Source organism: Streptomyces colonosanans (assembly GCF_001866645.1).
In the GTDB taxonomy this organism is placed as follows: Bacteria; Actinomycetota; Actinomycetes; order Streptomycetales; family Streptomycetaceae; genus Streptomyces; species Streptomyces colonosanans.
Genome location: NZ_MLYP01000049.1, coordinates 22,421 through 44,924, shown reverse-complemented (window position 1 = coordinate 44,924; position 22,504 = coordinate 22,421). Strand labels below are relative to the sequence as shown.

Below are 22,504 nucleotides of genomic sequence, written 5' to 3'. Positions count from 1 at the left end.
GTACCGCGTGCGCCGTCGGCCAGTAGTGTTGAGATTTGTCCTGTATATCCCCGTACGCTAACGGAATGAGCTGGGTGCCGGCGCTGAAGGAGGCCGCGCTCTCGGGGCTGAGGATCGAGCGGAAGCGACTCGATCCGCTGGTCGCGGTGCGGGGTGCGGCAGGGCTCGCGCTGGTGATCGCGGCGAGCCTGTGGCTGTTCGGGCCCGCGGTGGCGGCCAGCTCGGCTTTCGGCGCGTTCCAGGCGGCGATCGCGACCTTCCAGCGCAGCTGGCGCCCGCGCCCCGAACTGGCCCTCGTCTCCGGCTTGAGTCTCGCCGTCTCCACCTTCCTCGGCTACCTCACCGTCTCCCGGCTGCCGCTGTTCCTGGCGCTGCTCGTCGTCTGGACCTTCGTGGCCGGGCTGTTCTGGGCCGCGGGCCCGACGGCAGGTCTGATCGCCTCCTCGAACGTCGCGATCATGATGGTGACGGTCACCCTGCCGACGTCCGTTGCGCAGGCCGCGGGGCATGCCGGGACGATGATCGTCGGCGGCCTGGTGCAGGCGGCACTGGTGGTGCTGTTCCCGGGGCGACGCTGGGGCGCCCACCGCGACGCGCTCGCCGACGCGCTGGCCGCCGAGGCCGACTACGCGCGCAGGCTGCGCCAGGACCCGGTCGCGCTCTTCGACCCGCTGCCGCTGATGGAGGCCCGTGACGCGGCCGCCGTCACCCCGCGCCAGGCCCGCCGCCGCCCCGCGCAGCTCCATGGCGCCCGTGGTTTCGCGGAGCGCGTCCGCCCGGTCCTCGCCTCGCTCGCCGACCCGGCCGTCGGCGCCCCGCACGAGGGCCGTGCGCGGGAGCGCGTGCGCGAACTGCTCGGCGCCGCCGCCGATATCCTCGACGCCGGGGCGCACGCCATCCGCCACGGCACGCCGCTCGAACTGCCGCCGCACGCGGTGGCCGCCCTCAGGACCCCGGACACGGAAGCGATCCTCACGGGTCCGGTGTACCGGGCGGCGGAGCGGCTGCGGACCCTGCTCCAGGACGTGCTGGAGCAGGCCGGGGGCACCCGGCAGGACGAGATGGCCGTCGGCGGGGGCGCCCCGCCCCCATACCGCGTGCGCCCCGGTCCCCTCCGCATGGTCCCCGCCATCCTGCGCACCCTGCGCGGGGAACTGCACCCAGGCTCCCCGATCGCCCGCCACGCGGCCCGCGTCTCGACGGTCGCCGCCGCGGGGTACGTCCTCGGCGACCTGCTGCCCCTCGGCCATGGCTACTGGGCACCGCTGACCGCCGTCATGGTGATGCGCCCCGACTTCTCCCAGACCTACAGCCGCGCCGTGGGCCGGTTCTGCGGCACTCTCGTCGGCGTGGTCCTCGCCACCGTCGTCGTCCGGCTTGGGCCCGCGGAGCCAGTCCACATGGGTGCCCTCGCCGTGCTCGCTGCCGCGCTGATGTACCTGGTCCGGCTCACCGGGCAGATCGCGACCCAGGCCTGTATCGCCGCGTACGTCGTCTTCCTGCTCGGCATGGCCGGCGAGCAGGTGGCCCAGACCGTGCACGAACGCGTCCTGCTCACCCTGGTCGGCGGCCTGCTCGCCATGCTGGCGTACGCGGTCTACCCGGCCTGGGAAACCCCGCGGCTCCCGGGCCGCCTGGCCGACTGGCTGACCGCACAGGGCCGGTACGCCGCCGCCGTTATCCGCCACTACGCCGAACCCGTCGGCAAGAGCGCCCCCGACGTCCGCGAGGCTCTCCTCGGCTCGCGCACCGCCCGCGCCGCCTGGCACACGGCCGTGGACCGGGCCCGCGGAGAGCCGGTGCGCCACCGGGGCCTGTCCCGGACCGCTGCCGACAAGGCCGAGGACGCACTCGCCGAGACGGGCCGCGTCGCCATGCTGCTGGAGGCCCACCTCCCGGAGCGCGGCGCGGCCTCTGTCCCGGCCGCCGCCCGCTTCGCGGACGCCCTGTGCTCAGCGACGGAACAGGGCGCCAAGGCCGTACGGGAGGGCCGCCCGCCGTCGTGGGACGCCGTGCGGGAGGTGCTTCGGGCGTGGGACGCGGAGAAGGGCGCAGGGGGTGAGGATGCCTGCGACGCGCTCGTCCACCGGGGCGCGGGACTGATCCTGCGGTCCCTGGACGACCTCACCGAGGCCCTTGCCCCGGCCGTACCTCCCAAGGCCATGGGCGGGAACACGCGGAAGTCCGCGCCCACCGTACGACCCGCAGACGCCGACGGGCCGTGGAACCCCGGGGATTCCACGGCCCGCTGAGCGCGATCAGGAACCGAGGCCAGCCGTCGGCAGACCGCTGGGCAGTTGGCCGCCCTCGGACTTCGTGTACGTCTCCGCGCCGACGCCGCCCTCCCACGTCACCTTCATGCTCGTGGAGTCCACGGAGTCGACCATGCCGATGCCGCGGTCCTTGCTGCCGTCCGTGCACTTGAGGCGGATCATCTGCATGCCTGACTCCTCGCCGGCGGTCCCGCTGCACACCGCGCCGCCCGTCGCGAAGAGCGCGGCCTGCTTGCCGGTGATCACCAGTGCCACGGCCTTGCCGCCGGTCGTGGCCAGCCAACTCCCCTCCAGCTTCCCGGATTTGGCGTCGGGGGTGCCGGAGTCGCCACCGGTGTCCGCCGTGGCCGTGGCTGTGGCCGTGGACGTGCTCGGCGTCGAGGTCGCGCCGTCCCCGGAGTCGCTGCTGCAACCGGCCAGCAGGAGCGCGGTCGAAACACCCGCGACCGCGACCGCGAGCGCGATGCGAGCCTGCCGGCGCATGACATGGGTCGCCGAAGTCACTGAAGTCTCCCCAGGGTGCCGATGGCGTCGTCGGGACGATCGCAGCAAGCTACCAGGAGGACGTGCGACGCCGGGCGGTGTCCGGCGTACGCGTGCTCGGCGGCAGATGTCCGGACTTTTGCGTGCGGTCGGCCTGACGTGAGGGTTCTCGCGGATGAGCCCCGGCGGATACCGCGGGTGAGATGGGCCGACGCCGACTCCGGCAACCTCGGGCGCAGAGCCGACGCGTGGAGAGTGGAACAGGAAGGACGCCGTACGCGTCTCTTCTTGGTGCACGAAGGATTCGACCCGGACGGCCCGGCACAGGTGAGGGCGCGGAAGATCACGGGCGGGGGCTGGAGGTCGCAGGCGAGGCAAGCCCCGGAGCAGAGTCGAGTGACGGACCGTAGTCGGACGACTGCCCCGTGGTAGTCAACGGACTGCAAAAGCTGTAATCGCGGGAACACCCCGCGTGCACGTGCATCTGCGCGCGCATCTGCACGTGAACGACGTTATGATCCGGGGCAGTTGACCGTTGCATCAATGGCCACACCAGCCACTGCACCATCGGGGGAGCGACCTGTGGACCACGACGTGTACGACGTGTACAACGGCATGGCTGCGACCGAACTGCACGGGGTGGCCTGGCAGAAGAGCCGGCACAGCAACTCCCAGGGGGCGTGCGTGGAGTTCGCCCGGCTGCCCGGGGGCGACGTGGCGGTACGCAATTCCCGCTTCCCCGACGGACCCGCTCTGGTCTACACCCGTGCGGAGATAGAAGCGATGTTGCTGGGCATCAAGGATGGCGAGTTCGACCACCTGATCGGGTGACATGCGGAGAACAGCGGCCTGAGAAAAAAACCGCGGATGTCACTCTGCGTATACCGGCGCGCACGGCAGCTGGAACAGCGCCCAGACCGCCTTGCCGGTCAGTGTGCCCGCCAGTGGGTGCCAGCCCCAGCTGTCGGCGAACGAGTCCACCAGAAACAGCCCGCGCCCCGACTCCGCCGAGAAGTCCTCCGAGTCGCCCGCGACCGGGCCCTCGAGACTGGGGTCGCGCACAGCGCACACCAGGCGCGCGGTCCAGCGCATCAGGTGCAGCCGGACCGGCGGATCCTGCTCGTCCGCGAGCGCGGTGGGGCAGGGCATCGCGTGGCGCAGCGCGTTGGTCACGAGTTCGGAGACCACGAGGCAGACGTCGTCGTTGCGGTCGCCCACATCCCACTGACCGAGCGTCATGCGGGTGAACTGCCGTGCCTCGCGCACCGCTTCGAGGCGGGAGGGTAGAGCGCAGGAGGCGGCGCTGGACACGGTCGCGAGGTCGAGCGGCGGAAGTCCCTGCCGTAAGGGCTCGAGCATGGTCGATCCATTCGTCCCCATGCGAGGCACTCCCGGGTGTTCGCGGTCGTGGCGATGCAGCGGTGGCGCAAGACCATGGTTTCGGATGCGCCAAGCAGATGCAAGGGCAGATGCACGTGCACGCGCCGGAATTGGTCCCTCCCGTGCCGCTTTCTGTTCGTTTCTTCTGTCACTTTCTTCTCTCTTGCGTGCCCTGCCCGACCCGTCCTTCTGGCTCAACTTGGCCGCTTTTCCTATCTGTAACCGGACGAGTACTGCTCGAAGTGTTTTAGTGGCAGACTGCGCGGGTCCGAAGACGTTGGGGAGGCTGACAGAAGTGGGCGCTGGGGACTCGAGTGGGTCGGTGGTGCGGCGCATTCTGCTGGGATCCCATCTCAGGCGCCTACGGGAGACGCGTGGCATCACCAGAGAGGCGGCCGGCTACTCGATCCGGGCTTCGGAGTCGAAGATCAGCCGCATGGAGTTGGGACGGGTTAGCTTCAAGACGCGCGATGTCGAGGACCTGCTGACGTTGTACGGAATCACCGACGAGGCCGAACGCACCTCCCTGCTCTCCCTCGTGAAGGAGGCCAACGTCGCCGGGTGGTGGCACAGCTACTCGGACGTCCTGCCGAGCTGGTTCCCGACGTACGTCGGCCTGGAGGGCGCGGCGCACCTCATCCGGTCCTACGAGGTCCAGTTCGTGCACGGCCTGCTGCAGACCGAGGCCTACGCGCACGCGGTCGTGTCCCGGGGCATGAAGGGTGCCGCCGCCGACATCGACCGCCGGGTGGCGCTGCGGCTGGAGCGACAGAAGTGCCTGGTCTCGGAGAACGCCACGGAGTTCCATGTGGTCCTCGACGAGGCCGCCCTGCGCCGCCCCTATGGCGACCGGGCGGTGATGCGCGGCCAGCTCCAGCACCTGATCGACGTCTCGGAGCGCCCGAACGTACGACTTCAGATCATGCCGTTCAGTTTCGGCGGGCACTCCGGCGAGAGCGGCTCCTTCACCATCCTGAGCTTCTCCGAGTCCGACCTGTCCGACGTGGTCTACCTGGAACAGCTCACGAGCGCGCTCTACCTGGACAAACGCGAGGACGTCAGCCAGTACGAGGCGGCGCTGAAGCAGCTGCAGCAGGACAGCCCCGGGTCGGCCGAGAGCCGCGATCTGCTGCGGGGGCTGCTCCAGCTTTCCTGAGGCTCTTCGGCGTCTTCGCGAAGGAGCCCGAGGCCTTCTCCAACTCGCCTTGTACGCAAGTACGATGACGTTCGATCAGGTCACGACGTGATCACGCGTACGTGAACGGGTGTCTGCTTCGGCTGCAAGGGATTGAGGGATCACATGTCGTCCTACTTCACCGATCTTGCTCAGCAGTACATCGGCGGCGAGTGGCGCACGGGCAAAGGCTCCTGGGACATCATCGACTTCAACCCGTACGACGGTGAGAAGCTGGCGTCGATCACGACAGCCACGGTCGACGAGGTCGACGAGGCCTACCGGGCCGCCGCGGCCGCCCAGAAGGAGTGGGCCGCCACCAACGCGTACACCCGTCGCGCCGTGTTCGAGAGGGCGCTCAGGATCGTCGAGGACCGCGAGGCCGAGATCACCGAGGTGATCATCGCCGAACTGGGCGGCACCCACCTGAAGGCCGCCTTCGAGCTGCACCTCGCCAAGGAGTTCCTGCGCGAGTCGATCCAGCTGGCGCTGCGCCCCGAGGGCAAGATCCTCCCGTCGCCGGTCGACGGCAAGGAGAACCGTCTCTACCGCGTGCCCGTCGGCGTCGTCGGCGTGATCAGCCCGTTCAACTTCCCCTTCCTGCTGTCGATCAAGTCTGTCGCCCCGGCGCTGGCGCTCGGCAACGCGGTGGTGCTCAAGCCGCACCAGAACACGCCGATCGCCGGCGGCACCCTGGTCGCGAAGATCTTCGAGGAGGCGGGGCTGCCGGGCGGCCTGCTGAACGTCCTGATCACGGACATAGCGGAGATCGGTGACGCGTTCCTGGAGCACCCGATTCCGAAGGTCATCTCCTTCACCGGCTCCGACAAGGTCGGCCGCCATGTCGCCACCGTCTGCGCCTCGCTCTTCAAGCGGTCCGTCCTCGAACTCGGCGGCAACAGCGCGCTGGTGGTGCTGGACGACGCGGACATCGACTACGCGGTCGACGCCGCCGTCTTCAGCCGGTACGTGCACCAGGGTCAGGTCTGCATGGCCGCCAACCGTGTCCTCGTGGACCGTTCGATCGCCGACGAGTTCACCGAGAAGTTCGTCGCCAAGGTGGAGTCGCTGAAGGTCGGCGACCCGCGCGACCCGCAGACGATCATCGGCCCGGTGATCAACTCCGCCCAGGCGACCGCGGTGTCCGGCGCGGTCGAGCAGGCGATCGCCGAGGGCGCGACGGCGCTGGTGCACGGCACCACCACCGACAACCTGGTCGCCCCGTCCATCCTGACGGACGTGCCCGCCGGCTCCGCCCTGCTCCAGCAGGAGGTCTTCGGCCCTGTCGCCTTCCTCATCCCGTTCGACGGCGAGGAGGAGGCCGTCCGGATCGTCAACGACACCCCGTACGGTCTCAGCGGCGCCGTTCACACCGGCGACATCGAGCGCGGCGTGGCCTTCGCCCAGCAGATCGACACGGGAATGTTCCACGTGAACGACGGCACGGTCCACGACGAGCCGCTGGTCCCCTTCGGCGGCGAGAAGCACTCGGGCATCGGCCGCCTGAACGGCGAGACGACGACCGAGGCGTTCACCACACAGAAGTGGATCTCGGTGCAGCACGGGCGGAGCCGCTTCCCGTTCTGAGGTGTGAGGTGTGAAGGTCGGGCCGGCTCAGACGCCGGCCCGACCCGCCCCCTTATCGCGCCCGCAGGTCAGCAACGTCTTGTGTGAGGCGGTCAGCGGTGGATGGCCGCTGCCTTTTCGGCGGGCAGTCGTAGACGCGGAGCAGGAGGCAGCTATTGCGGACAGAATCTGACCTCAATGCCCTCTAGTGTCGTCGGTGTCAGGTGCGAGAACCGATGAACCCGACGAAAGGCGGCCGGTCATGGTCACTCACGTGCGAGCCGAGACACAGGGCGACGAGCGTGGCGCACTGCTGGCGTTTCTGGAGGAGCAACGCGGCGGAATCCGGAGGGCGTTGCTCGGGCTGACCGAGGAGCAGGCCCGGACCCGCCCGAGCGCGAGCGAGTTGTCCCTCGGTGGGCTGGTCAAGCACGTTGCCGAGACCGAGCAGGGCTGGATCGCCCGGGCGAAGCAGGAGCCGCCGGCGGTCAAGCGCGACGAGTCGAACTGGCATGAGTGCTTCCAGCTCGGCGGCGACGAGTCCGTCGCCTCGCAACTGGCGTACTGGGAGAAGGTCGCTGCGGAGACGGAGGCGTACGTCCGGTCGGTGCCGAGCCTCGACGACACCTTCCCGCTGCCGAACGACCCCTGGTTCCCGCCCGCCGAGCGCGTCTCTGTGCGCTGGGTGTGTCTGCATCTGATCCGGGAGACCGCCCGGCACGCCGGCCACGCCGACATCATTCGCGAGTCGCTGGACGGGAAGACGGCGTTCGAGCTGGTGGCCATGGAGCGGGCGGACTGAGTCCGCGGAGGAGCCGACCGCCTGGACCCGGACTGTCCGACAGCCGGGTCCTGACCATCCGTGCGAGCGGAGGTTCGGGCGGCCGTGCCCCGGGGCTGTGCCGGCGGCACGGCGCGGTGGCGTCAGTGGTGGAAGCTCGTGGCCGCCGCCTTGTCCCGTGTCAACGTGTGCGGCTGCCGCCGCAGTTCGGGCAGTAGGAGGGTCAGGTTCTCGACGAGCAGATCGGCGAGGTCCGTCGAGAAGCCGTTGCGGCACACGATCCGCAGCACGGACAGATCCTGGCGGTTGGCCGGGAAGGTGTAGGCGGGTACCAGCGGGTCTTGGCGTTCCACGGGATTTCCGCTTGCACCTCACGTGGCGTGAGGCCTCAGCCTGGAGTGCGTACTCGGAAGGGAGCGGAAGTGAGTTACTCGGTGGGCCAGGTGGCCGGTTTCGCCGGCGTGACCGTGCGCACGCTGCACCACTACGACGAGATCGGCCTGCTCGTTCCGGGCGGGCGCAGCCACGCGGGCCACCGGCGTTACAACGACGCCGACCTCGACCGGCTGCAGCAGATCCTGTTCTACCGGGAGCTCGGCTTCCCGCTCGAAGAGGTCGCGGCACTGCTCGACGACCCGGGCACGGACCCCCGTGCGCACCTGCGCCGCCAGCACGAGCTGCTGACTGCCCGGATCGAGAAGTTGCAGAAGATGGCCGCGGCCGTGGAGCAGGCCATGGAGGCACGCAGGATGGGCATCAATCTCACGCCCGAGGAGAGGTTCGAGGTATTCGGGGACGACGACCCCGAGAAGTACGCCGAGGAGACCGAGCGGCGTTGGGGCGGCACGGAGGCCTACGCCGAGTCGCAGCGCCGCGCCGCCCGCTACACCAAGGAGGACTGGCAGCGGATGCAGGCCGAGACCGACGCCTGGAACGACCGCTACGCCGCAGCGGTTGCCGCCGGTGAGTCGCCGACCGGGGGCCTGGCCATGGACCTGGCCGAGGAGCACCGGCGGCACATGGGCAAGTGGTTCTTCGAGTGCCCGTACGCCATGCACCGGTGCATGGCGGAGATGTACGTCGCGGACGAGCGCTTCAAGGCTCACTACGACGCGCTGCGGCCGGGCTTCGCCGAGCACCTCAAGGAAGCGATCCTCACCAACGCCGCCCGCCACGAGGGATGACGGTAAGGGGCGCCGGTCACGAGCCGGCGCCCCTTACCGGTCGGGCTACTGCTGGACGACGACCACGGCCGTCCCGTACGCGCAGACCTCCGTGCCCACGTCCGCCGCCTCGGTGACATCGAAGCGGAACGCCAGCACCGCGTTGGCGCCACGCGCGCGTGCCTGCTCGATGAGCCGCTCCATGGCCTGGTTGCGGGTCTGCACCAGTGTCTTGGTGAGCCCCTTGAGTTCACCGCCGATCATCGACTTCAGCCCCGCGCCGATCTGGCTGCCCAGGTGCCGCGAGCGCACCGTCAGCCCGAAGACCTCGCCGATGACCTTTTCCACGCGGTAGCCGGGCATGTCGTTCGTCGTCACGACCAGCACGTCCGACTGGGGTCCCTGGCCGCCGCCGTATTCCTCGATGCTCATGGGCACAGACTGACACAGCCAGGACCCCGGGGTACCCCGTGGGGGCCCATGGAACCCGGGCGTGTACACCATCCGTTGATAGCTTTGTGCGGCAGAACCACGGAGGGCGAACCGCCGCCGTCCGTCCATACCCCCTCAGGAGCCCGGAACCGTGACGACGCTTGCCCTCGGCCCGAGCTGGCTGGATCCGAACTATCTCCTCGACAACTTCGGTATCTGGGGCCTGCTCCTCATCGTGTTCGCCGAGTCCGGTCTGCTCATCGGCTTCTTCCTGCCGGGCGACTCCCTGCTGTTCACCTGTGGACTGCTGATCACGTCGAACCAGTTGAAGTTCCCGCTGTGGGGGGCCGTCGCGTTGATCTGCGTCGCCGCGATCCTCGGCGACCAGGCCGGTTTCATGTTCGGCAAGAAGGTCGGTCCCTCGCTCTTCAACCGCCCCGACTCCCGCCTGTTCAAGCAGGAGAACGTCACCAAGGCGCACGAGTTCTTCGAGAAGTACGGCCCCAAGTCCCTGATCCTGGCCCGCTTCGTTCCCGTCGTGCGGACGTTCACGCCGATCATCGCGGGCGTCAGCGGCATGCGGTACCGCTCGTTCCTGGTCTTCAACGTCGTCGGCGGCACCTTGTGGGGCGCCGGAGTCACGCTGCTCGGCTCCTGGCTGGGCAACATCGACTTCGTCAAGAACAACATCGAGGCGATCCTCATCCTGATCGTCCTCATCTCGGTGGTCCCGATCGCCATCGAGTTCCTGCGGGCGCGCTCGAAGGCCGAGAAGAACCCCCCTCAGGCCGCGGAGCACCCGGTGGCCGCACCGACGCCGGAGGCCTGGCAGCAGCCGTCCCCGTGGCAGCAGCCGCAGGTCATGGACGACGCGACGACCCAGCTGCGCCCGGTGGGGCGGGCCCACCCGCAGCAGAACCACGGGTACGGCGGCCAGGGGCAGGCGTACGGCGGCCAGAACCAGGCCTACGGGGACCAGAACCAGGCCTACGGCGACCAGGGCCAGGGAGTCCACCCGCAGGCGCAGCAGCCCTACGACCCCCACCAGGCCTACGGCCACCAGCAGTACCCCCAGGGCTACCAGCAGCCTCACCAGCCCGAGCAGTCCCAGCAGCCGTACGGCTCGGACGAGGACTACCAGGGCTACGGCCAGCCGCAGTACCCCTACGGCTCCGACCAGGGCTACCGCGCCCCGTAGGCGCTCAGAACCCCCTGGTCCGCTTGGCGGCCCGCCGCCCCTCGGCGGAGCCGCCCGGCACCTTCAGGAACAGCCGCGAGATCTCCGAGCCCAGGTTCACGCCGATCGCGATGGCCATCGCGAGCGACGCGGCCTTGGCCAGGGACACCAGCCCCTTGTCGATGTTGTTCTGCGCCATCGACAGCAGGCCGAAGTACGTCGCCGAACCGGGCAGCAGCGGCCCGATCGCGGCCGTCGTGTACGGCAGCGCGGACGCGAAGCGGTAACGCGACAGCAGCTGCCCGAACAGGCCCACCAGGCCCGCCGCGACCGCCGTGGAGGCGACCGGCGAGATGGCGCCGGGGTAGTGCATGGCGCCGAACACGCTCCAGGCGACGCCTCCGTTCAGGGTCACCCACAGCACGGTGGAGCGTTCCTGCTGGAGCAGCACCGCGAAGGTCGCTGACAGGAGCATCGACGCGGCGATCTGCACGAGGGGCCGCTGGGTGGGGTTCAGGGCCGTGTCGGGGTTGAGCTGGGCGCCCAGCTTCACGCCGAAGTACAGGACCACCAGGACGCCGATGACGATGCCGACGAAGAAGTACATGACCTCCAGCAGGCGTGCCGCCGCGGTGATGTAGAAGCCGGTCAGCCCGTCCTGCACGCCCGCCACCAGTGCTCGTCCGGGCAGCAGCGCGAAGAGCCCACCGGTGATCACCGCGGACGCCCTCACGTCCACGTGAGCGACCGTGAGCGCGACGCCGATCGCGGCCGGCGGCATCGCGGCCGCCATGAACTGGTAGAACTCCGGAAGTCCGCGCCCGGCGCACAGCCACGCCAGCCGGTCGCCGAGCATCGCGCCGAGCGCGGCGGCGAAGAAGACGATGACGTCACCGCCGACGAGCACGGAGGCCGCGCCGGCGAGCAGCCCGCTCGCCGCGGTCAGGACCCAGCCGGAGTAGGGGTGCCGGTTTCGGCGTATCGCGGCGAGCCGCCGGTAGGCCTCCTCCAGGGAGACATGGGTCTCCGGGTCGCTCAGGTCGTCGACCAGCCGGAACACGGCCGACAGGCGCGTGTAGTCCGTGCCGCGGCGGCGTACCGTCCGCGAGGCCGTCACGGGGTCGTCGACCAGGGACGGCTGGTACGAGATCGACAGCAGCGTGAAGGTGGCGGTCGGTTCGCAGCGGTCGAGGCCGTAGGAGCGGCAGACCGCGAACATCGCGGCTTCCACGTCCTCGGCACCCTCGCCGCCCGCCAACAGCAGTTCGCCGATACGGAGGGTCAGGTCGAGCACGCGCGGTACGGCGGGACCCGACTCGTCGGTCTTCTGCGCGAGCTCCAGGGCGGGCCGCTCGGCCACCGGCATGCGCAGCATGGTGCGCATCCGGTCCTGCCAGGGCGCCTCCAGGCCGAGCTGGAACGCGGGAGACCCGGAGGGCGGCGTGAAGGCCTGCGGGGCGTTCTCCGCGCTGTAGGTGCTCGGCAGGCTGAACGCCGACCCCTCCGGCTCCGCGGCGGGCGACTGCGGGGCCAGCCCCTTGGGGACGGCGAACTCCGATGTCGTCTCGGGCTCGGCACCCGTCGCCGGTGCCACGTCGAGCCCCGCGGGGATGGCGAACTCGGAGGTCGTGGTGGATTCGCTCTCACCCCGGGCCGGGTACGCGCTCCTCGCCTCGTCCGACCGCGGCTTGCGGTCTTCCGTGTCCGGCTCCGCCACCAGTTCTGCCTCGCTTCTCCTGTGCATGTTCTCCCGTACGCACCTCCTGCACGCCCCAGTATGCGCACTGGTACGAAAACGGGCCGCGTTACCCCGGAGGAGGTCACGCGGCCCGCGGGAGGACGGGGCGGGTCAGTGACCGCCGTGCTCCTCGAAACGCTTGTACGAACGCTCGATCTCAGCCTCCGCGTCCGAGCGGCCCACCCAGTCGGCGCCCTCGACGGACTTGCCGGGCTCCAGGTCCTTGTAGACCTCGAAGAAGTGCTGGATCTCCAGGCGGTCGAACTCGGAGACGTGGTGGATGTCGCGCAGGTGCTCCACGCGCGGGTCCGACGCCGGCACGCACAGCAGCTTGTCGTCGCCACCGGCCTCGTCCGTCATCCGGAACATACCGATGGCACGGCACTTGATGAGGCAGCCGGGGAAGGTCGGCTCCTCCAGGATGACGAGCGCGTCCAGCGGGTCACCGTCCTCGCCGAGGGTGTTCTCGACGAAGCCGTAGTCGGCCGGGTAGCTGGTCGAGGTGAAAAGTCGACGGTCAAGGCGGATACGACCGGTCTCGTGGTCCACCTCGTACTTGTTCCGCGAACCCTTCGGGATCTCGATCGTGACGTCGAATTCCACCGGTGGCTCCTCCATGATCAACACATAGTTCTGGTGATTAAGTGTCCCTCACGCAGGTGTGTGAGTGCGAAAGGGGCTGGTGGTCGTGCCGGAGCTGAGGGCTTGGCGGGCCGCGAGGCCGCTTCTCGCGCGCGTCAGGCAGGCCGTGGTCCCGCGCCTGGCACGGGCGGCGCAGGCGGTGAGGCCCCGCATGGCACGGCTCACCGCAGTGGTGAAACCGCACGTCGTGCGGGTCGCACGCGCCGGGCGCCCGCGTTCGAGGGGGCTCACGACCCCGCAGCTGACGGCCGTCGCCGCCACCGTGGGCCTGGCACTCGCGGCCGCTGCCGCGACCGCCGCCGGTCCTTGGGACTCCGCGGGCCAGCGTACGGCCGAGCGCGACCGGGCCGCAGCATGGGGCCGTGAGGGTGGCGCAGATCACGGAGGCGAATCCCGTACGACGGCCGAGGCACCCGCGCCCGCGCCGAGCGCCGCGTCCGTGCTGGCCGACGCACTCGGAGCCGATACGGGCACCGCGTCCGCCCCGGCCGGGCGGGCCCTGGCCGGCGTTCTCGACCCGCTCCTGCGCGACGCCTCCCTCGGCCCCCGGCACACCGCCGTGGTCGTCGACGTGGCCACCCGCAGACGTCTGTACGGCAAGGGGGCGGACGACGCGCTGACCCCCGCCTCCACCACGAAGATCGCCACAGCTGTCGCCGTGCTCTCCGCGGCCGGTCCCGATCACCGCTTCACCACGCGCACGGTGCTGGAGCCGGGTACCGACAGGCTCGTGCTCGTCGGTGGCGGCGATCCGACCCTGACCGCCCGCAGGAAGGCCGGGGGAGGGTGGGCGAGCCTGCGCACCCTCGCCGACGAGACCGCCACGGCCCTGAAGAAGCGCCATCTGGGCTCCGTGACGCTCTCCTACGACACCTCGCTGTTCACGGGCGAGGCGCTGCACCCCATCGGGGTCAACCCCAACCTCGCCCTGGTCACCCCGCTGATGGCCGACGAGGGCCGCACGGACGACTCCACGAGCGGTCCGGCCGGGCGCGTCGCGGACCCGGCGGCGGACGCGGCCCGCAGGTTCGCCGACCTGCTCCAGGGCCACGGGATCAAGACCTCGGCCCCCGGCTCGGCAAAGGCCACGCCCCACGCGCAGACCGTGGCCTCCGTCCAGTCGCCGCCCCTGTCCGCCGTGGTCGAACGGATGCTTACCACCAGCGACAACGACATGGCCGAGGTCCTCGCCCGCCAGACCGCGGTCGTCTCCGGCGGCCGGCCGAGCTTCGACGGGGGAGCGGCCGCTATCGCCGCCCAGCTCCGAAAGCTCGGACTTCCGCTCACCGGCGCGCGGTTCCACGACGGCAGCGGCCTGAACCGTGACGACAGGCTCACGGCCGACCTGCTGACGGCCCTGCTCGCCACCGCGGGCTCCCCCTCCCACCCCGAGCTCCGCACCGTCCTGACGGGCCTGCCGATTGCCGGTTTCACCGGCACCCTCAGCGATCGCTATGAGGACACCGCGCAGCGCTCCGGCATCGGCGTCGTACGGGCCAAGACGGGTTCCCTGACGGGCGTCAACACCCTCGCGGGGACCGTGGTCGACACCGAGGGCCGCCTGCTGGCCTTCGCCTTCCTGACGGACGGCTCGATGGACCAGCCGACCGCCAGGGCCGCCCTGGACGGCATGGCGGCGGCGCTGGCGCGCTGCGGCTGCCGGTAACAGCCCCGGCACCGCGGGCCCGGTACCCGGAAGCCGCCCGCTGCGGTGTCGGTGTCGCACCCCTCACCGCAGCCGCGCATGAACACGTACCGTTGACGCATGACGAGCATCGGTGGTGCCGAGATGGTCGACTGGAAACTCGCGGTGGCGACCGCGACCCGGCTTCTGCGGCCGGGCCCCGAGGTGAGCCGCGACGAGGCCCGGTCCGTCGTCGCGGAGCTGCGCCGGCACGCGAAGGTCTCGCAGGAGCATGTCCGGGGCTTTACCCGTATGGGCGAACACGGCGCCCACGACACTCCGGTCCTCGTCGTCGACCGCCCAGGCTGGGTGCGGGCGAACGTCGCAGGGTTCCGGGAGATCCTCAAACCCCTCCTCGACAAGATGCAGCAACGACGCGGGAACACTCCCGGCGCAACTGTCCTCGGCGCCGTGGGCGGCAAGGTCACCGGCGTCGAACTGGGCATGCTCCTGTCGTTCCTGGCCTCCCGGGTCCTCGGCCAGTACGAGACCTTCGCCCCGGCCACCCGCGACCTCCCGGCCGGCGCGAACGGGGGCGGCCGCCTCCTGCTGGTGGCCCCGAACATCGTGCACGTGGAGCGCGAACTCGACGTTCACCCCCACGACTTCCGCCTCTGGGTCTGCCTGCACGAGGAGACGCACCGCACGCAGTTCACCGCGGTGCCCTGGCTGCGCGACCACCTGGAGGGCGAAATCCAGTCCTTCCTGGGAGAGACCGACGTCGACCCCATGGCCGTCCTGGAGCGCATCAGGGAAGCCGTGCAGTCGCTCGTCGGCGGCCGCCCGGAGGGCGAGGAGGGCGACGACGGCCACTCCCTGGTGGAACTCGTGCAGACACCCGCCCAGCGAGAGATCCTCGGCCGGCTGACCGCCGTGATGTCCCTTCTGGAAGGGCACGCCGATTTCGTGATGGACGGTGTCGGCCCGGACGTCGTCCCGTCCGTCTCGGAGATCCGCGAGAAGTTCCAGCAGCGCCGGGCCAAGGGCGCCTCCCGCCTCGACCTCGCCCTGCGCAAACTGCTGGGCCTGGATGCCAAGCTCAGGCAGTACCGCGACGGCGAGCGGTTCGTACGGGCGGTCGTCGAGGAGGTCGGCATGGACGGCTTCAACCACGTGTGGACCTCCCCGAACACCCTCCCGACCAAGGCGGAGATCGCCAAACCGGCGGACTGGGTCGCACGGGTGCATCGCAAGGCCGAGTCGTGAGCCCGCGTGAGCGCCGTGAAACGAATCCGGCCGTCGGCAGACGAACGCCCCGCCAATCACTCGTCCGAGGGACCGTGAGCGAGGGATAAGCGTGCAATGCTCGGGAAACGGCCCGCTTCTGTCACCATCGACACACTCTGAGTGACCGTATCGGGCTCACCCCCCGAAAAACTTCATGAAGGGAACCGGACATGGGTCCCCATCCTGCGGTCGCGGCGATACGCCTGGCGGTCCGCCGCGTCCTCCACGACATCCTCATCGAACAGACAGCCGACCGAGCGCCCCAAGAACCCCCCTCCGCGCCGCTCGTGCTCGTGGCGTGCTCCGGTGGCGCCGACTCCATGGCGCTCGCCTCCGCCCTCGCCTTCGAAGCTCCCAAACTCGGCATCCGCGCCGGTGGCATCACGGTTGACCACAGACTGCAGCCCGGCTCCGACCTGCGCGCCGAAGACGTGGTGCTCCGCCTTCGCTCCCTCGCCCTGGACCCGGCCGAGTCCGTCGCCGTGACCGTCGGGCGCGAGGGCGGCCCGGAAGCTGCCGCCCGCTCCGCGCGCTACGCCGCCCTGGACGCTGCCGCCGAACGCCACGGAGCCGCCGCGATCCTTCTCGGACACACCCGCGACGATCAGGCCGAGACCGTCCTGCTCGGCCTCGCCCGCGGCTCCGGTACCCGCTCCCTGTCCGGAATGGCCGCGGTCTCGGGGGCCAGCGGCCGCTACCGCCGTCCCTTCCTCCACATCGACCGGCAGACCGCCCGTAAGGCATGCATGGCCCAGTCCCTGCCCGTCTGGGACGACCCCCACAACACCGACCCGTCCTACACGCGCTCCAGGCTCCGTCACGAGGGCCTGCCCGCCCTCGAGAAAGCGCTCGGCAGGGGCGTCGTCGAAGCCCTCGCCCGTACCGCGCAGCTCTCCCGCGACGACGCCGACGCCCTCGACGTCTGGGCCGGCCAGGCCGAGCCCTCCGTGCGCGACGCCTCGGGTCTCCTGGAATGCGCCAAGCTCTACGCGCTGCCGCCCGCCGTGCGTCGTCGGATCCTGCGCCGCGCCGCCATCGAGGCCGGCGCTCCGGCCGGCTCCCTCTTCGCGCGCCACATCGAGGAAGTCGACCGTCTGATCACCGGCTGGCGCGGCCAGGGAGCCATCAATCTCCCGGGCAAAGTCGTCGCCCAGCGTCGGGGTGGCAGACTGGTGATTCGGCAAGGTTGAGAACACGCCTCCCGCGGGAGGCGTCCGGCTCTCCCCTCCGGGAGGGGCCGGTCAGCCACAGCAAGCCGAAGGGCCTTGCCCGCCGTCCGAAGGGACGGCGAGCGGGGTGGGGCAGACATCCGGCTGCCGCCGCGCGGACGTCCGGGCGAGCGGCACCGGTATCCCGGAGGCGAGCGAGCGACAAGTGCGGGACGACCGAAAGTGATGCGGGTGGACGCGAAAGACATGGGTGCCGACCTCGAGTCGGTACTCATCACCAAGGAAGAGATCGACGCGAAGCTGGCCGAGCTGGCCGCGAAGATCGACGCGGAGTACGCGGGCAAGGACCTGCTGATCGTCGGCGTCCTCAAGGGCGCGGTGATGGTCATGGCCGACCTCGCCCGGGCGCTGTCCACCCCCGTCACCATGGACTGGATGGCCGTGTCCTCCTACGGCGCGGGCACCCAGTCCTCCGGTGTCGTACGGATCCTCAAGGACCTCGACACCGACATCAAGGGCAAGCATGTCCTCATCGTCGAGGACATCATCGACTCCGGCCTGACGCTGTCCTGGCTGCTCTCCAACCTCGGTTCCCGCGAGCCCGCCTCCCTCAAGGTGTGCACGCTGCTGCGCAAGCCCGAGGCCGCGAAGGTCGCCATCGACGTCGAGTGGGTCGGGTTCGACATCCCGAACGAGTTCGTCGTGGGCTACGGCCTCGACTACGCCGAGAAGTACCGCAACCTTCCGTTCGTCGGTACGCTCGCGCCCCACGTCTACGGCGGCTGACCCCCTCCCGGGTTCGGCTGCCGGGACCGGCGGCCGAACTCGGGAGACCCGGCCCTCGCAAGACGTTCGGGAACCTCAGCGGGCTTCGCGCCGTTGGAGGGTGCGAGGGCGGTATTGCCGGCAGTCCCCAGCGGCTACGGGTGACAATCCTGGGGTACCGTCAGAAGAACTGTCTTTATCAATCTCACTATGGCAGGAGGGACGGGGCGGCACCGCTCCGTATGGATGGACGTGAAGCGATACTTCCGTGGGCCGGTCATGTGGATCGTGCTGGCCGTCCTTGCCGTGGTCGTGTTGATGCAAGTCGTCGGCTCTTCCGGCGGCTACAAGACGGTGGACACCGGCCAGGTCGTGGCGGCGATCAATGACAACCGGGTCGAGCAGGCCAAGCTGACCACCGGCGACGAGCAGATCATCAAGGTCCAGCTCAAGAACGGCCAGAAGGTCGAGGGTAGCTCCAAGATCCAGGCGAGCTACATCGGCACCCAGGGCGTGACCCTGGCCAACACCCTGCAGGACAAGTACCAGCACAAGCAGATCCCGAAGGGCTACACGGTCTCGCCGTCCAAGCAGAACCCCTTCGTCGGGATCCTGCTCTCCCTGCTGCCCTTCGTCCTCATCGTGGTCGTCTTCCTGTTCCTGATGAACCAGATGCAGGGTGGCGGCTCCCGGGTCATGAACTTCGGGAAGTCCAAGGCGAAGCTCATCACCAAGGACACCCCGAAGACGACGTTCTCGGACGTCGCCGGCTCGGACGAGGCGGTCGAGGAACTCCAGGAGATCAAGGAGTTCCTCCAGGAGCCGGCCAAGTTCCAGGCCGTCGGTGCCAAGATCCCCAAGGGTGTTCTCCTGTACGGGCCTCCCGGTACGGGTAAGACGCTGCTCGCGCGGGCGGTGGCCGGCGAGGCGGGCGTCCCCTTCTACTCGATCTCGGGTTCCGACTTCGTCGAGATGTTCGTCGGTGTCGGTGCCTCCCGGGTCCGTGACCTGTTCGAGCAGGCCAAGGCCAATGCCCCGGCGATCGTCTTCGTCGATGAGATCGACGCGGTCGGCCGTCACCGCGGCGCCGGCCTCGGCGGTGGTCACGACGAGCGCGAGCAGACCCTGAACCAGCTGCTCGTCGAGATGGACGGCTTCGACGTCAAGGGCGGCGTGATCCTCATCGCCGCCACGAACCGCCCCGACATCCTCGACCCGGCCCTCCTGCGTCCCGGCCGCTTCGACCGCCAGATCGCGGTCGACCGCCCGGACATGCAGGGCCGTCTGGAGATCCTCAAGGTCCACCAGAAGGGCAAGCCGGTCGCCCCGGACGTCGACCTGTCGGCGGTCGCCCGCCGCACGCCCGGCTTCACGGGTGCCGATCTCTCGAACGTCCTCAACGAGGCGGCGCTGCTCACCGCGCGCAGCGACCGCAAGCTGATCGACAATCTGATGCTGGACGAGGCGATCGACCGCGTGGTCGCGGGCCCGCAGAAGCGGACCCGGATCATGTCGGACAAGGAGAAGAAGATCACCGCGTACCACGAGGGCGGTCACGCCCTGGTCGCGGCGGCCTCGCCGAACTCCGACCCGGTCCACAAGATCACGATCCTGTCCCGCGGCCGCGCCCTCGGGTACACGATGGTGCTCCCGGACGAGGACAAGTACTCCACGACGCGCAACGAGATGCTGGACCAGCTGGCGTACATGCTGGGCGGCCGCGCGGCCGAGGAACTGGTCTTCCACGACCCGACGACGGGCGCTGCGAACGACATCGAGAAGGCCACGACCACGGCCCGCGCGATGGTCACGCAGTACGGCATGACCGAGCGCCTCGGCGCGATCAAGTTCGGCGGCGACAACACCGAGCCGTTCCTCGGACGTGAGATGGCTCACCAGCGCGACTACTCGGAAGAGGTCGCCGCGCTCGTCGACGAAGAGGTCAAGAAGCTCATCGAGAACGCGCACAACGAGGCCTGGGAGATCCTGGTCGAGAACCGCGACGTCCTCGACAACCTGGTGCTCGCGCTGCTGGAGAAGGAGACGCTGGGCAAGGAGGAGATCGCCGAGATCTTCTCCCCCATCGTCAAGCGCCCGCCGCGGCCCGCCTGGACCGGCTCCTCCCGCCGTACGCCGTCCACCCGCCCGCCGGTGCTGTCCCCCAAGGAGCTGGCACTGACGAACGGGGCGAACGGCGCGACCCCGGCCATTGCCAATGCGACGGAGGCCGTCCCCGTCTCGGACACGGCTCCGGAGGACCGCCGGGAGAGCTGACTCACAGCTTTCCCGACGGCCTGACAGGGCCCGGAATTTCTGCCGCGCCCCCCAGGGTTCTAGCCTGGGGGGCGCGGCATTTCTGTAGGGCCGCACATGAGACGTGTGATTCGTAAGGCGCAGGAACGAGGCACCAGATGACCGACCCGGTGACACTGGACGGCGAGCTCACGATCGGCGAGTTCGACGAGAAGCGCGCGGAGAACGCCGTACGAGAACTGCTCATCGCGGTCGGGGAGGACCCGGACCGAGAGGGGTTGCGCGAGACACCTGGGCGGGTGGCGCGGGCGTACCAGGAACTCCTGGCGGGGCTCAGGCAGCAGCCCGAGGACGTCCTGACGACGACGTTCGATCTCGGGCACGACGAGATGGTTCTGGTCAAGGACATCGAAATCGTGAGTCTGTGTGAGCACCACCTCCTGCCGTTCCACGGTGTGGCCCACGTCGGATACATCCCGGCCGAGAGTGGGAAGATCACCGGTCTGTCGAAGCTGGCGAGGCTCGTCGACGTGTTCGCTCGTCGCCCCCAGGTGCAGGAACGACTCACCACGCAGATCGCCGACTCGTTGATGCGCATTCTTGAGGCGCGCGGCGCCATCGTGGTCATCGAGGCGGAGCACATGTGCATGTCTGTGCGCGGCATCCGGAAGCCTGGCGCCAAGACGACGACGTCGGCTGTGCGGGGTCAGCTTCGGGACGCCACGACCCGAGCCGAGGCGATGAGCCTGATATTGGCGCGCTGACCTGATGGCCGGTGGCGCGCGGAACGGCCGTCGGCCGGAGGGTTCGGCGCCGGGCACGGGGGATCGCGGTGAGGCACGGCTCCTCGTCCGCGGTTCCGGGTAACCGTCAGGCCACCGGCGCCGTGCCGCCGTTGTGTTCGTCGTCCTCCGGGAGTTTGCAGACTCGTTCCAGGAACAGGGCCGCCGCTATCACCGCGATGCCTGCCACAACCGAGATGCCCGCGTAGATGGCCTGGTCGCGGCGGGCGGGCTGGTCCAGGAACTCCAGGAGGAAGACACCCGCGCCGCCGTACATACCGGCGACCAGGGCCGCGACCAGGGCACTGGCCTGGCCGAAGACGACGGCGCGGGCCGCCATCAGCGGGTCGACCCCCTTCGCGTCGGCGCGGCGCTCCCGCTGGGCCTTGAGCCGGGAGCGGAGGGAGAGCGCCGTGGCCAGCAGGACCACGGCGATCAGCGCGAGGACGATGGGCGCGGCCAGGGGGACCCTGGGCAGTGTGCCCACCGCGTTCCACAGGCGGGCGCCCGCCCAGGACAGCACTCCGGCCACCACGAACACCGCTGCCAGCATCCGGATGCGCAGCTCTTTCACGATGTCCCTTCGTCAGCCCGGCCGCGGGCCGTACTCGTCGTGGATCCGGGAGGATCCTGGCCCGGTAGACCTTAACGACTACTCGGGCAGCCGGAGTTCCAGGTCGGCGCGGAGGGTGACGCCGTTGCGGGTGACGAGGGCGAGCAGGTCGGCCACCGGGCCGCGGCCGGGGAACTGCGCCTCCGGGGCCAGGTCGTACCACGGAGCGAGAACGAAGGCCCGCTCGTGGGCGCGCGGGTGGGGAAGCGTCAGTACCGGGTCGTCGGAGACGACGTCCGCGTAGGTGACGATATCCATGTCGAGCGTGCGCGCGCCCCACCGTTCGTCCCGCACCCGGTGGAAGGCCTCCTCCACGGCGTGCGCCCGCTCCAGGAGCGACGAGGGGGGCAGGGTCGTCTTCACGACGACCACGGCGTTGAAGTACGACGGCTGGCTGCCCGGCGCTACGCCCCACGGCTCCGTCTCGTACACCGGAGAGACGGCCTTGACGCGGACGCCCGGGGTGTCCTCCAGGGCGTCGATCGCGCCCTGGAGCGTCTCCAGGCGGTTGCCCAGGTTCGACCCCAGTGAGATCACCGCGCGCTTGGGGTTCTGCAGTGTCGAGTCGGCGGCGTCGACGCGCTCCACCACGGAGGCGGGCACCGGCTGTACGGTCGGGTCGCTCTGACCCTTGGGGAAGAAAGCGGTCATACTCGGCTCCGGGTGATGGTGACGGTCACGTCGTCGAAGGGGACCGTGATCGGCGCGTCCGGTTTGTGGACGCACACCTCGACCTCCATGACCGGGGCGTGTGCAAGGCAGGAGAGGGCGATGCGCTCGGCGAGCGTCTCGATGAGGTCGACGGGCTCTCCTTCGACGAGCGCCACGACCTCCTCGGCCACGATTCCGTAGTGCACGGTCTTCGTCAGGTCGTCGTCGGCCGCGGCCGGCCGGGTGTCCAGGCCCAGGACGAGGTCCACGACGAAAGTCTGGCCCTCCTCGCGTTCCTCGGGGAACACTCCGTGGTGGCCTCGGGCCTTCAGGCCGCGCAGCGCGACACGATCCACGCGAATCACTCCTGCAATCGTCGGTAGCGGCGGGTACTCACCGAGTGCGGTCGGAACACCAGGCTCGAACGAATTTACCTGTGAGCACTGACAGAGGTAGCCCCCGGAGGCATAAGCCGACAAGACGGTCGCGAGGGTTCATCCGGCGTTTTCCCGCGGAACACGACGGCTCACGGGGCGGCGGCCGCACCTACC

Annotated in this window: 21 protein-coding genes and 1 pseudogene; 13 read left to right on the top strand and 9 right to left on the bottom strand. The window is 69.8% G+C overall.

From position 1 onward, the window contains the following. Positions 1–65 precede the first annotated feature (65 nt). Entirely contained in the window at positions 66–2,252 is a 2,187-nt protein-coding gene (locus tag BIV24_RS18945; RefSeq protein WP_071367538.1) for an FUSC family protein, read from the top strand. Positions 2,253–2,258: 6 nt separating this feature from the next. On the opposite strand, the gene BIV24_RS18940 is transcribed toward BIV24_RS18945, so the two are convergent. Continuing rightward, a complete protein-coding gene (locus tag BIV24_RS18940; RefSeq protein ID WP_425442575.1) occupies positions 2,259–2,777 on the bottom strand; it encodes a hypothetical protein in 519 nt (172 codons plus the stop codon). Positions 2,778–3,338: 561 nt separating this feature from the next. Here BIV24_RS18940 and BIV24_RS18935 point away from each other — a divergent pair. Then, entirely contained in the window at positions 3,339–3,587 is a 249-nt protein-coding gene (locus BIV24_RS18935) for a DUF397 domain-containing protein (RefSeq protein ID WP_071367536.1), read from the top strand. Between the two features lie 39 nt (positions 3,588–3,626). On the opposite strand, the gene BIV24_RS18930 is transcribed toward BIV24_RS18935, so the two are convergent. After that, positions 3,627–4,115 (bottom strand): ATP-binding protein, encoded by a 489-nt coding sequence (locus BIV24_RS18930; RefSeq protein WP_071367535.1) that lies wholly within the window; start codon positions 4,113–4,115, stop codon positions 3,627–3,629. Positions 4,116–4,458: 343 nt separating this feature from the next. Between BIV24_RS18930 and BIV24_RS18925 the strand changes: the two genes are divergently transcribed. The 3 genes from BIV24_RS18925 to BIV24_RS18915 all read left to right on the top strand — a co-directional run bounded on the left by BIV24_RS18925 (position 4,459) and on the right by BIV24_RS18915 (position 7,678). After that, positions 4,459–5,292, top strand: coding sequence for a helix-turn-helix domain-containing protein (locus BIV24_RS18925; protein ID WP_071367534.1), 834 nt, complete (start codon positions 4,459–4,461; stop codon positions 5,290–5,292). Positions 5,293–5,436: 144 nt separating this feature from the next. Beyond that, positions 5,437–6,897: an aldehyde dehydrogenase family protein gene (locus tag BIV24_RS18920; RefSeq protein ID WP_071367533.1), complete on the top strand. Its 1,461-nt coding sequence runs from the start codon at positions 5,437–5,439 to the stop codon at positions 6,895–6,897. 241 nt (positions 6,898–7,138) lie between these two features. After that, positions 7,139–7,678: a DinB family protein gene (locus BIV24_RS18915; protein ID WP_071367532.1), complete on the top strand. Its 540-nt coding sequence runs from the start codon at positions 7,139–7,141 to the stop codon at positions 7,676–7,678. A gap of 122 nt (positions 7,679–7,800) precedes the next feature. Here the strand turns inward: BIV24_RS18915 and BIV24_RS18910 are convergent. Beyond that, a pseudogene (locus BIV24_RS18910) lies at positions 7,801–7,992 on the bottom strand (glutamate decarboxylase); the annotation flags it as partial. Positions 7,993–8,079: 87 nt separating this feature from the next. Here BIV24_RS18910 and BIV24_RS18905 point away from each other — a divergent pair. Next, positions 8,080–8,841 (top strand): MerR family transcriptional regulator, encoded by a 762-nt coding sequence (locus BIV24_RS18905; RefSeq protein WP_071367530.1) that lies wholly within the window; start codon positions 8,080–8,082, stop codon positions 8,839–8,841. Positions 8,842–8,886: 45 nt separating this feature from the next. On the opposite strand, the gene BIV24_RS18900 is transcribed toward BIV24_RS18905, so the two are convergent. Next, a complete protein-coding gene (locus BIV24_RS18900; RefSeq protein ID WP_071367529.1) occupies positions 8,887–9,252 on the bottom strand; it encodes a YbjQ family protein in 366 nt (121 codons plus the stop codon). A 151-nt stretch (positions 9,253–9,403) separates the two neighbouring features. On the opposite strand from BIV24_RS18900, the gene BIV24_RS18895 reads away from it, so the two are divergent. Continuing rightward, positions 9,404–10,450, top strand: coding sequence for a DedA family protein (locus BIV24_RS18895; RefSeq protein ID WP_071367528.1), 1,047 nt, complete (start codon positions 9,404–9,406; stop codon positions 10,448–10,450). A 4-nt stretch (positions 10,451–10,454) separates the two neighbouring features. On the opposite strand, the gene BIV24_RS18890 is transcribed toward BIV24_RS18895, so the two are convergent. Together BIV24_RS18890 and BIV24_RS18885 are read right to left on the bottom strand one after the other, a co-directional pair. Continuing rightward, positions 10,455–12,173, bottom strand: a complete 1,719-nt coding sequence (locus BIV24_RS18890) for a threonine/serine exporter family protein (RefSeq protein ID WP_071367527.1) — start codon at positions 12,171–12,173, stop codon at positions 10,455–10,457. A gap of 105 nt (positions 12,174–12,278) precedes the next feature. Next, positions 12,279–12,770 carry an inorganic diphosphatase gene (locus tag BIV24_RS18885; RefSeq protein WP_071367526.1) on the bottom strand — a complete coding sequence of 164 codons (492 nt, stop codon included), beginning with the start codon at positions 12,768–12,770 and terminating at the stop codon, positions 12,279–12,281. A 79-nt stretch (positions 12,771–12,849) separates the two neighbouring features. Between BIV24_RS18885 and dacB the strand changes: the two genes are divergently transcribed. The 6 genes from dacB to folE all read left to right on the top strand — a co-directional run bounded on the left by dacB (position 12,850) and on the right by folE (position 20,671). Then, the gene (gene dacB / locus BIV24_RS18880) at positions 12,850–14,475 is read left to right on the top strand and encodes a D-alanyl-D-alanine carboxypeptidase/D-alanyl-D-alanine endopeptidase (RefSeq protein ID WP_071367639.1); all 1,626 of its coding nucleotides are present in this window, start codon (positions 12,850–12,852) and stop codon (positions 14,473–14,475) included. A gap of 99 nt (positions 14,476–14,574) precedes the next feature. After that, entirely contained in the window at positions 14,575–15,699 is a 1,125-nt protein-coding gene (locus tag BIV24_RS18875) for a zinc-dependent metalloprotease (protein ID WP_071367525.1), read from the top strand. Between the two features lie 191 nt (positions 15,700–15,890). Further along, positions 15,891–16,910, top strand: coding sequence for a tRNA lysidine(34) synthetase TilS (gene tilS, locus BIV24_RS18870; protein ID WP_071367524.1), 1,020 nt, complete (start codon positions 15,891–15,893; stop codon positions 16,908–16,910). Positions 16,911–17,114: 204 nt separating this feature from the next. Further along, positions 17,115–17,675 carry a hypoxanthine phosphoribosyltransferase gene (gene hpt / locus BIV24_RS18865; protein ID WP_071367523.1) on the top strand — a complete coding sequence of 187 codons (561 nt, stop codon included), beginning with the start codon at positions 17,115–17,117 and terminating at the stop codon, positions 17,673–17,675. A 225-nt stretch (positions 17,676–17,900) separates the two neighbouring features. Beyond that, positions 17,901–19,928 carry an ATP-dependent zinc metalloprotease FtsH gene (gene ftsH / locus BIV24_RS18860; protein ID WP_071367522.1) on the top strand — a complete coding sequence of 676 codons (2,028 nt, stop codon included), beginning with the start codon at positions 17,901–17,903 and terminating at the stop codon, positions 19,926–19,928. A gap of 137 nt (positions 19,929–20,065) precedes the next feature. Continuing rightward, positions 20,066–20,671, top strand: coding sequence for a GTP cyclohydrolase I FolE (folE, locus tag BIV24_RS18855; RefSeq protein WP_071367521.1), 606 nt, complete (start codon positions 20,066–20,068; stop codon positions 20,669–20,671). Between the two features lie 106 nt (positions 20,672–20,777). Here folE and BIV24_RS18850 read toward each other — a convergent pair whose 3' ends face one another. From BIV24_RS18850 to folB, 3 genes are all read right to left on the bottom strand, one after another. Next, positions 20,778–21,263 (bottom strand): DUF3180 domain-containing protein, encoded by a 486-nt coding sequence (locus BIV24_RS18850; protein ID WP_071367520.1) that lies wholly within the window; start codon positions 21,261–21,263, stop codon positions 20,778–20,780. A gap of 78 nt (positions 21,264–21,341) precedes the next feature. Then, the gene (gene folK / locus BIV24_RS18845; RefSeq protein WP_071367519.1) at positions 21,342–21,953 is read right to left on the bottom strand and encodes a 2-amino-4-hydroxy-6-hydroxymethyldihydropteridine diphosphokinase; all 612 of its coding nucleotides are present in this window, start codon (positions 21,951–21,953) and stop codon (positions 21,342–21,344) included. Further along, positions 21,950–22,309, bottom strand: a complete 360-nt coding sequence (folB, locus tag BIV24_RS18840; RefSeq protein ID WP_071367518.1) for a dihydroneopterin aldolase — start codon at positions 22,307–22,309, stop codon at positions 21,950–21,952. Before folB ends, folK begins: the two co-directional genes overlap by 4 nt. Positions 22,310–22,504 lie beyond the last annotated feature (195 nt).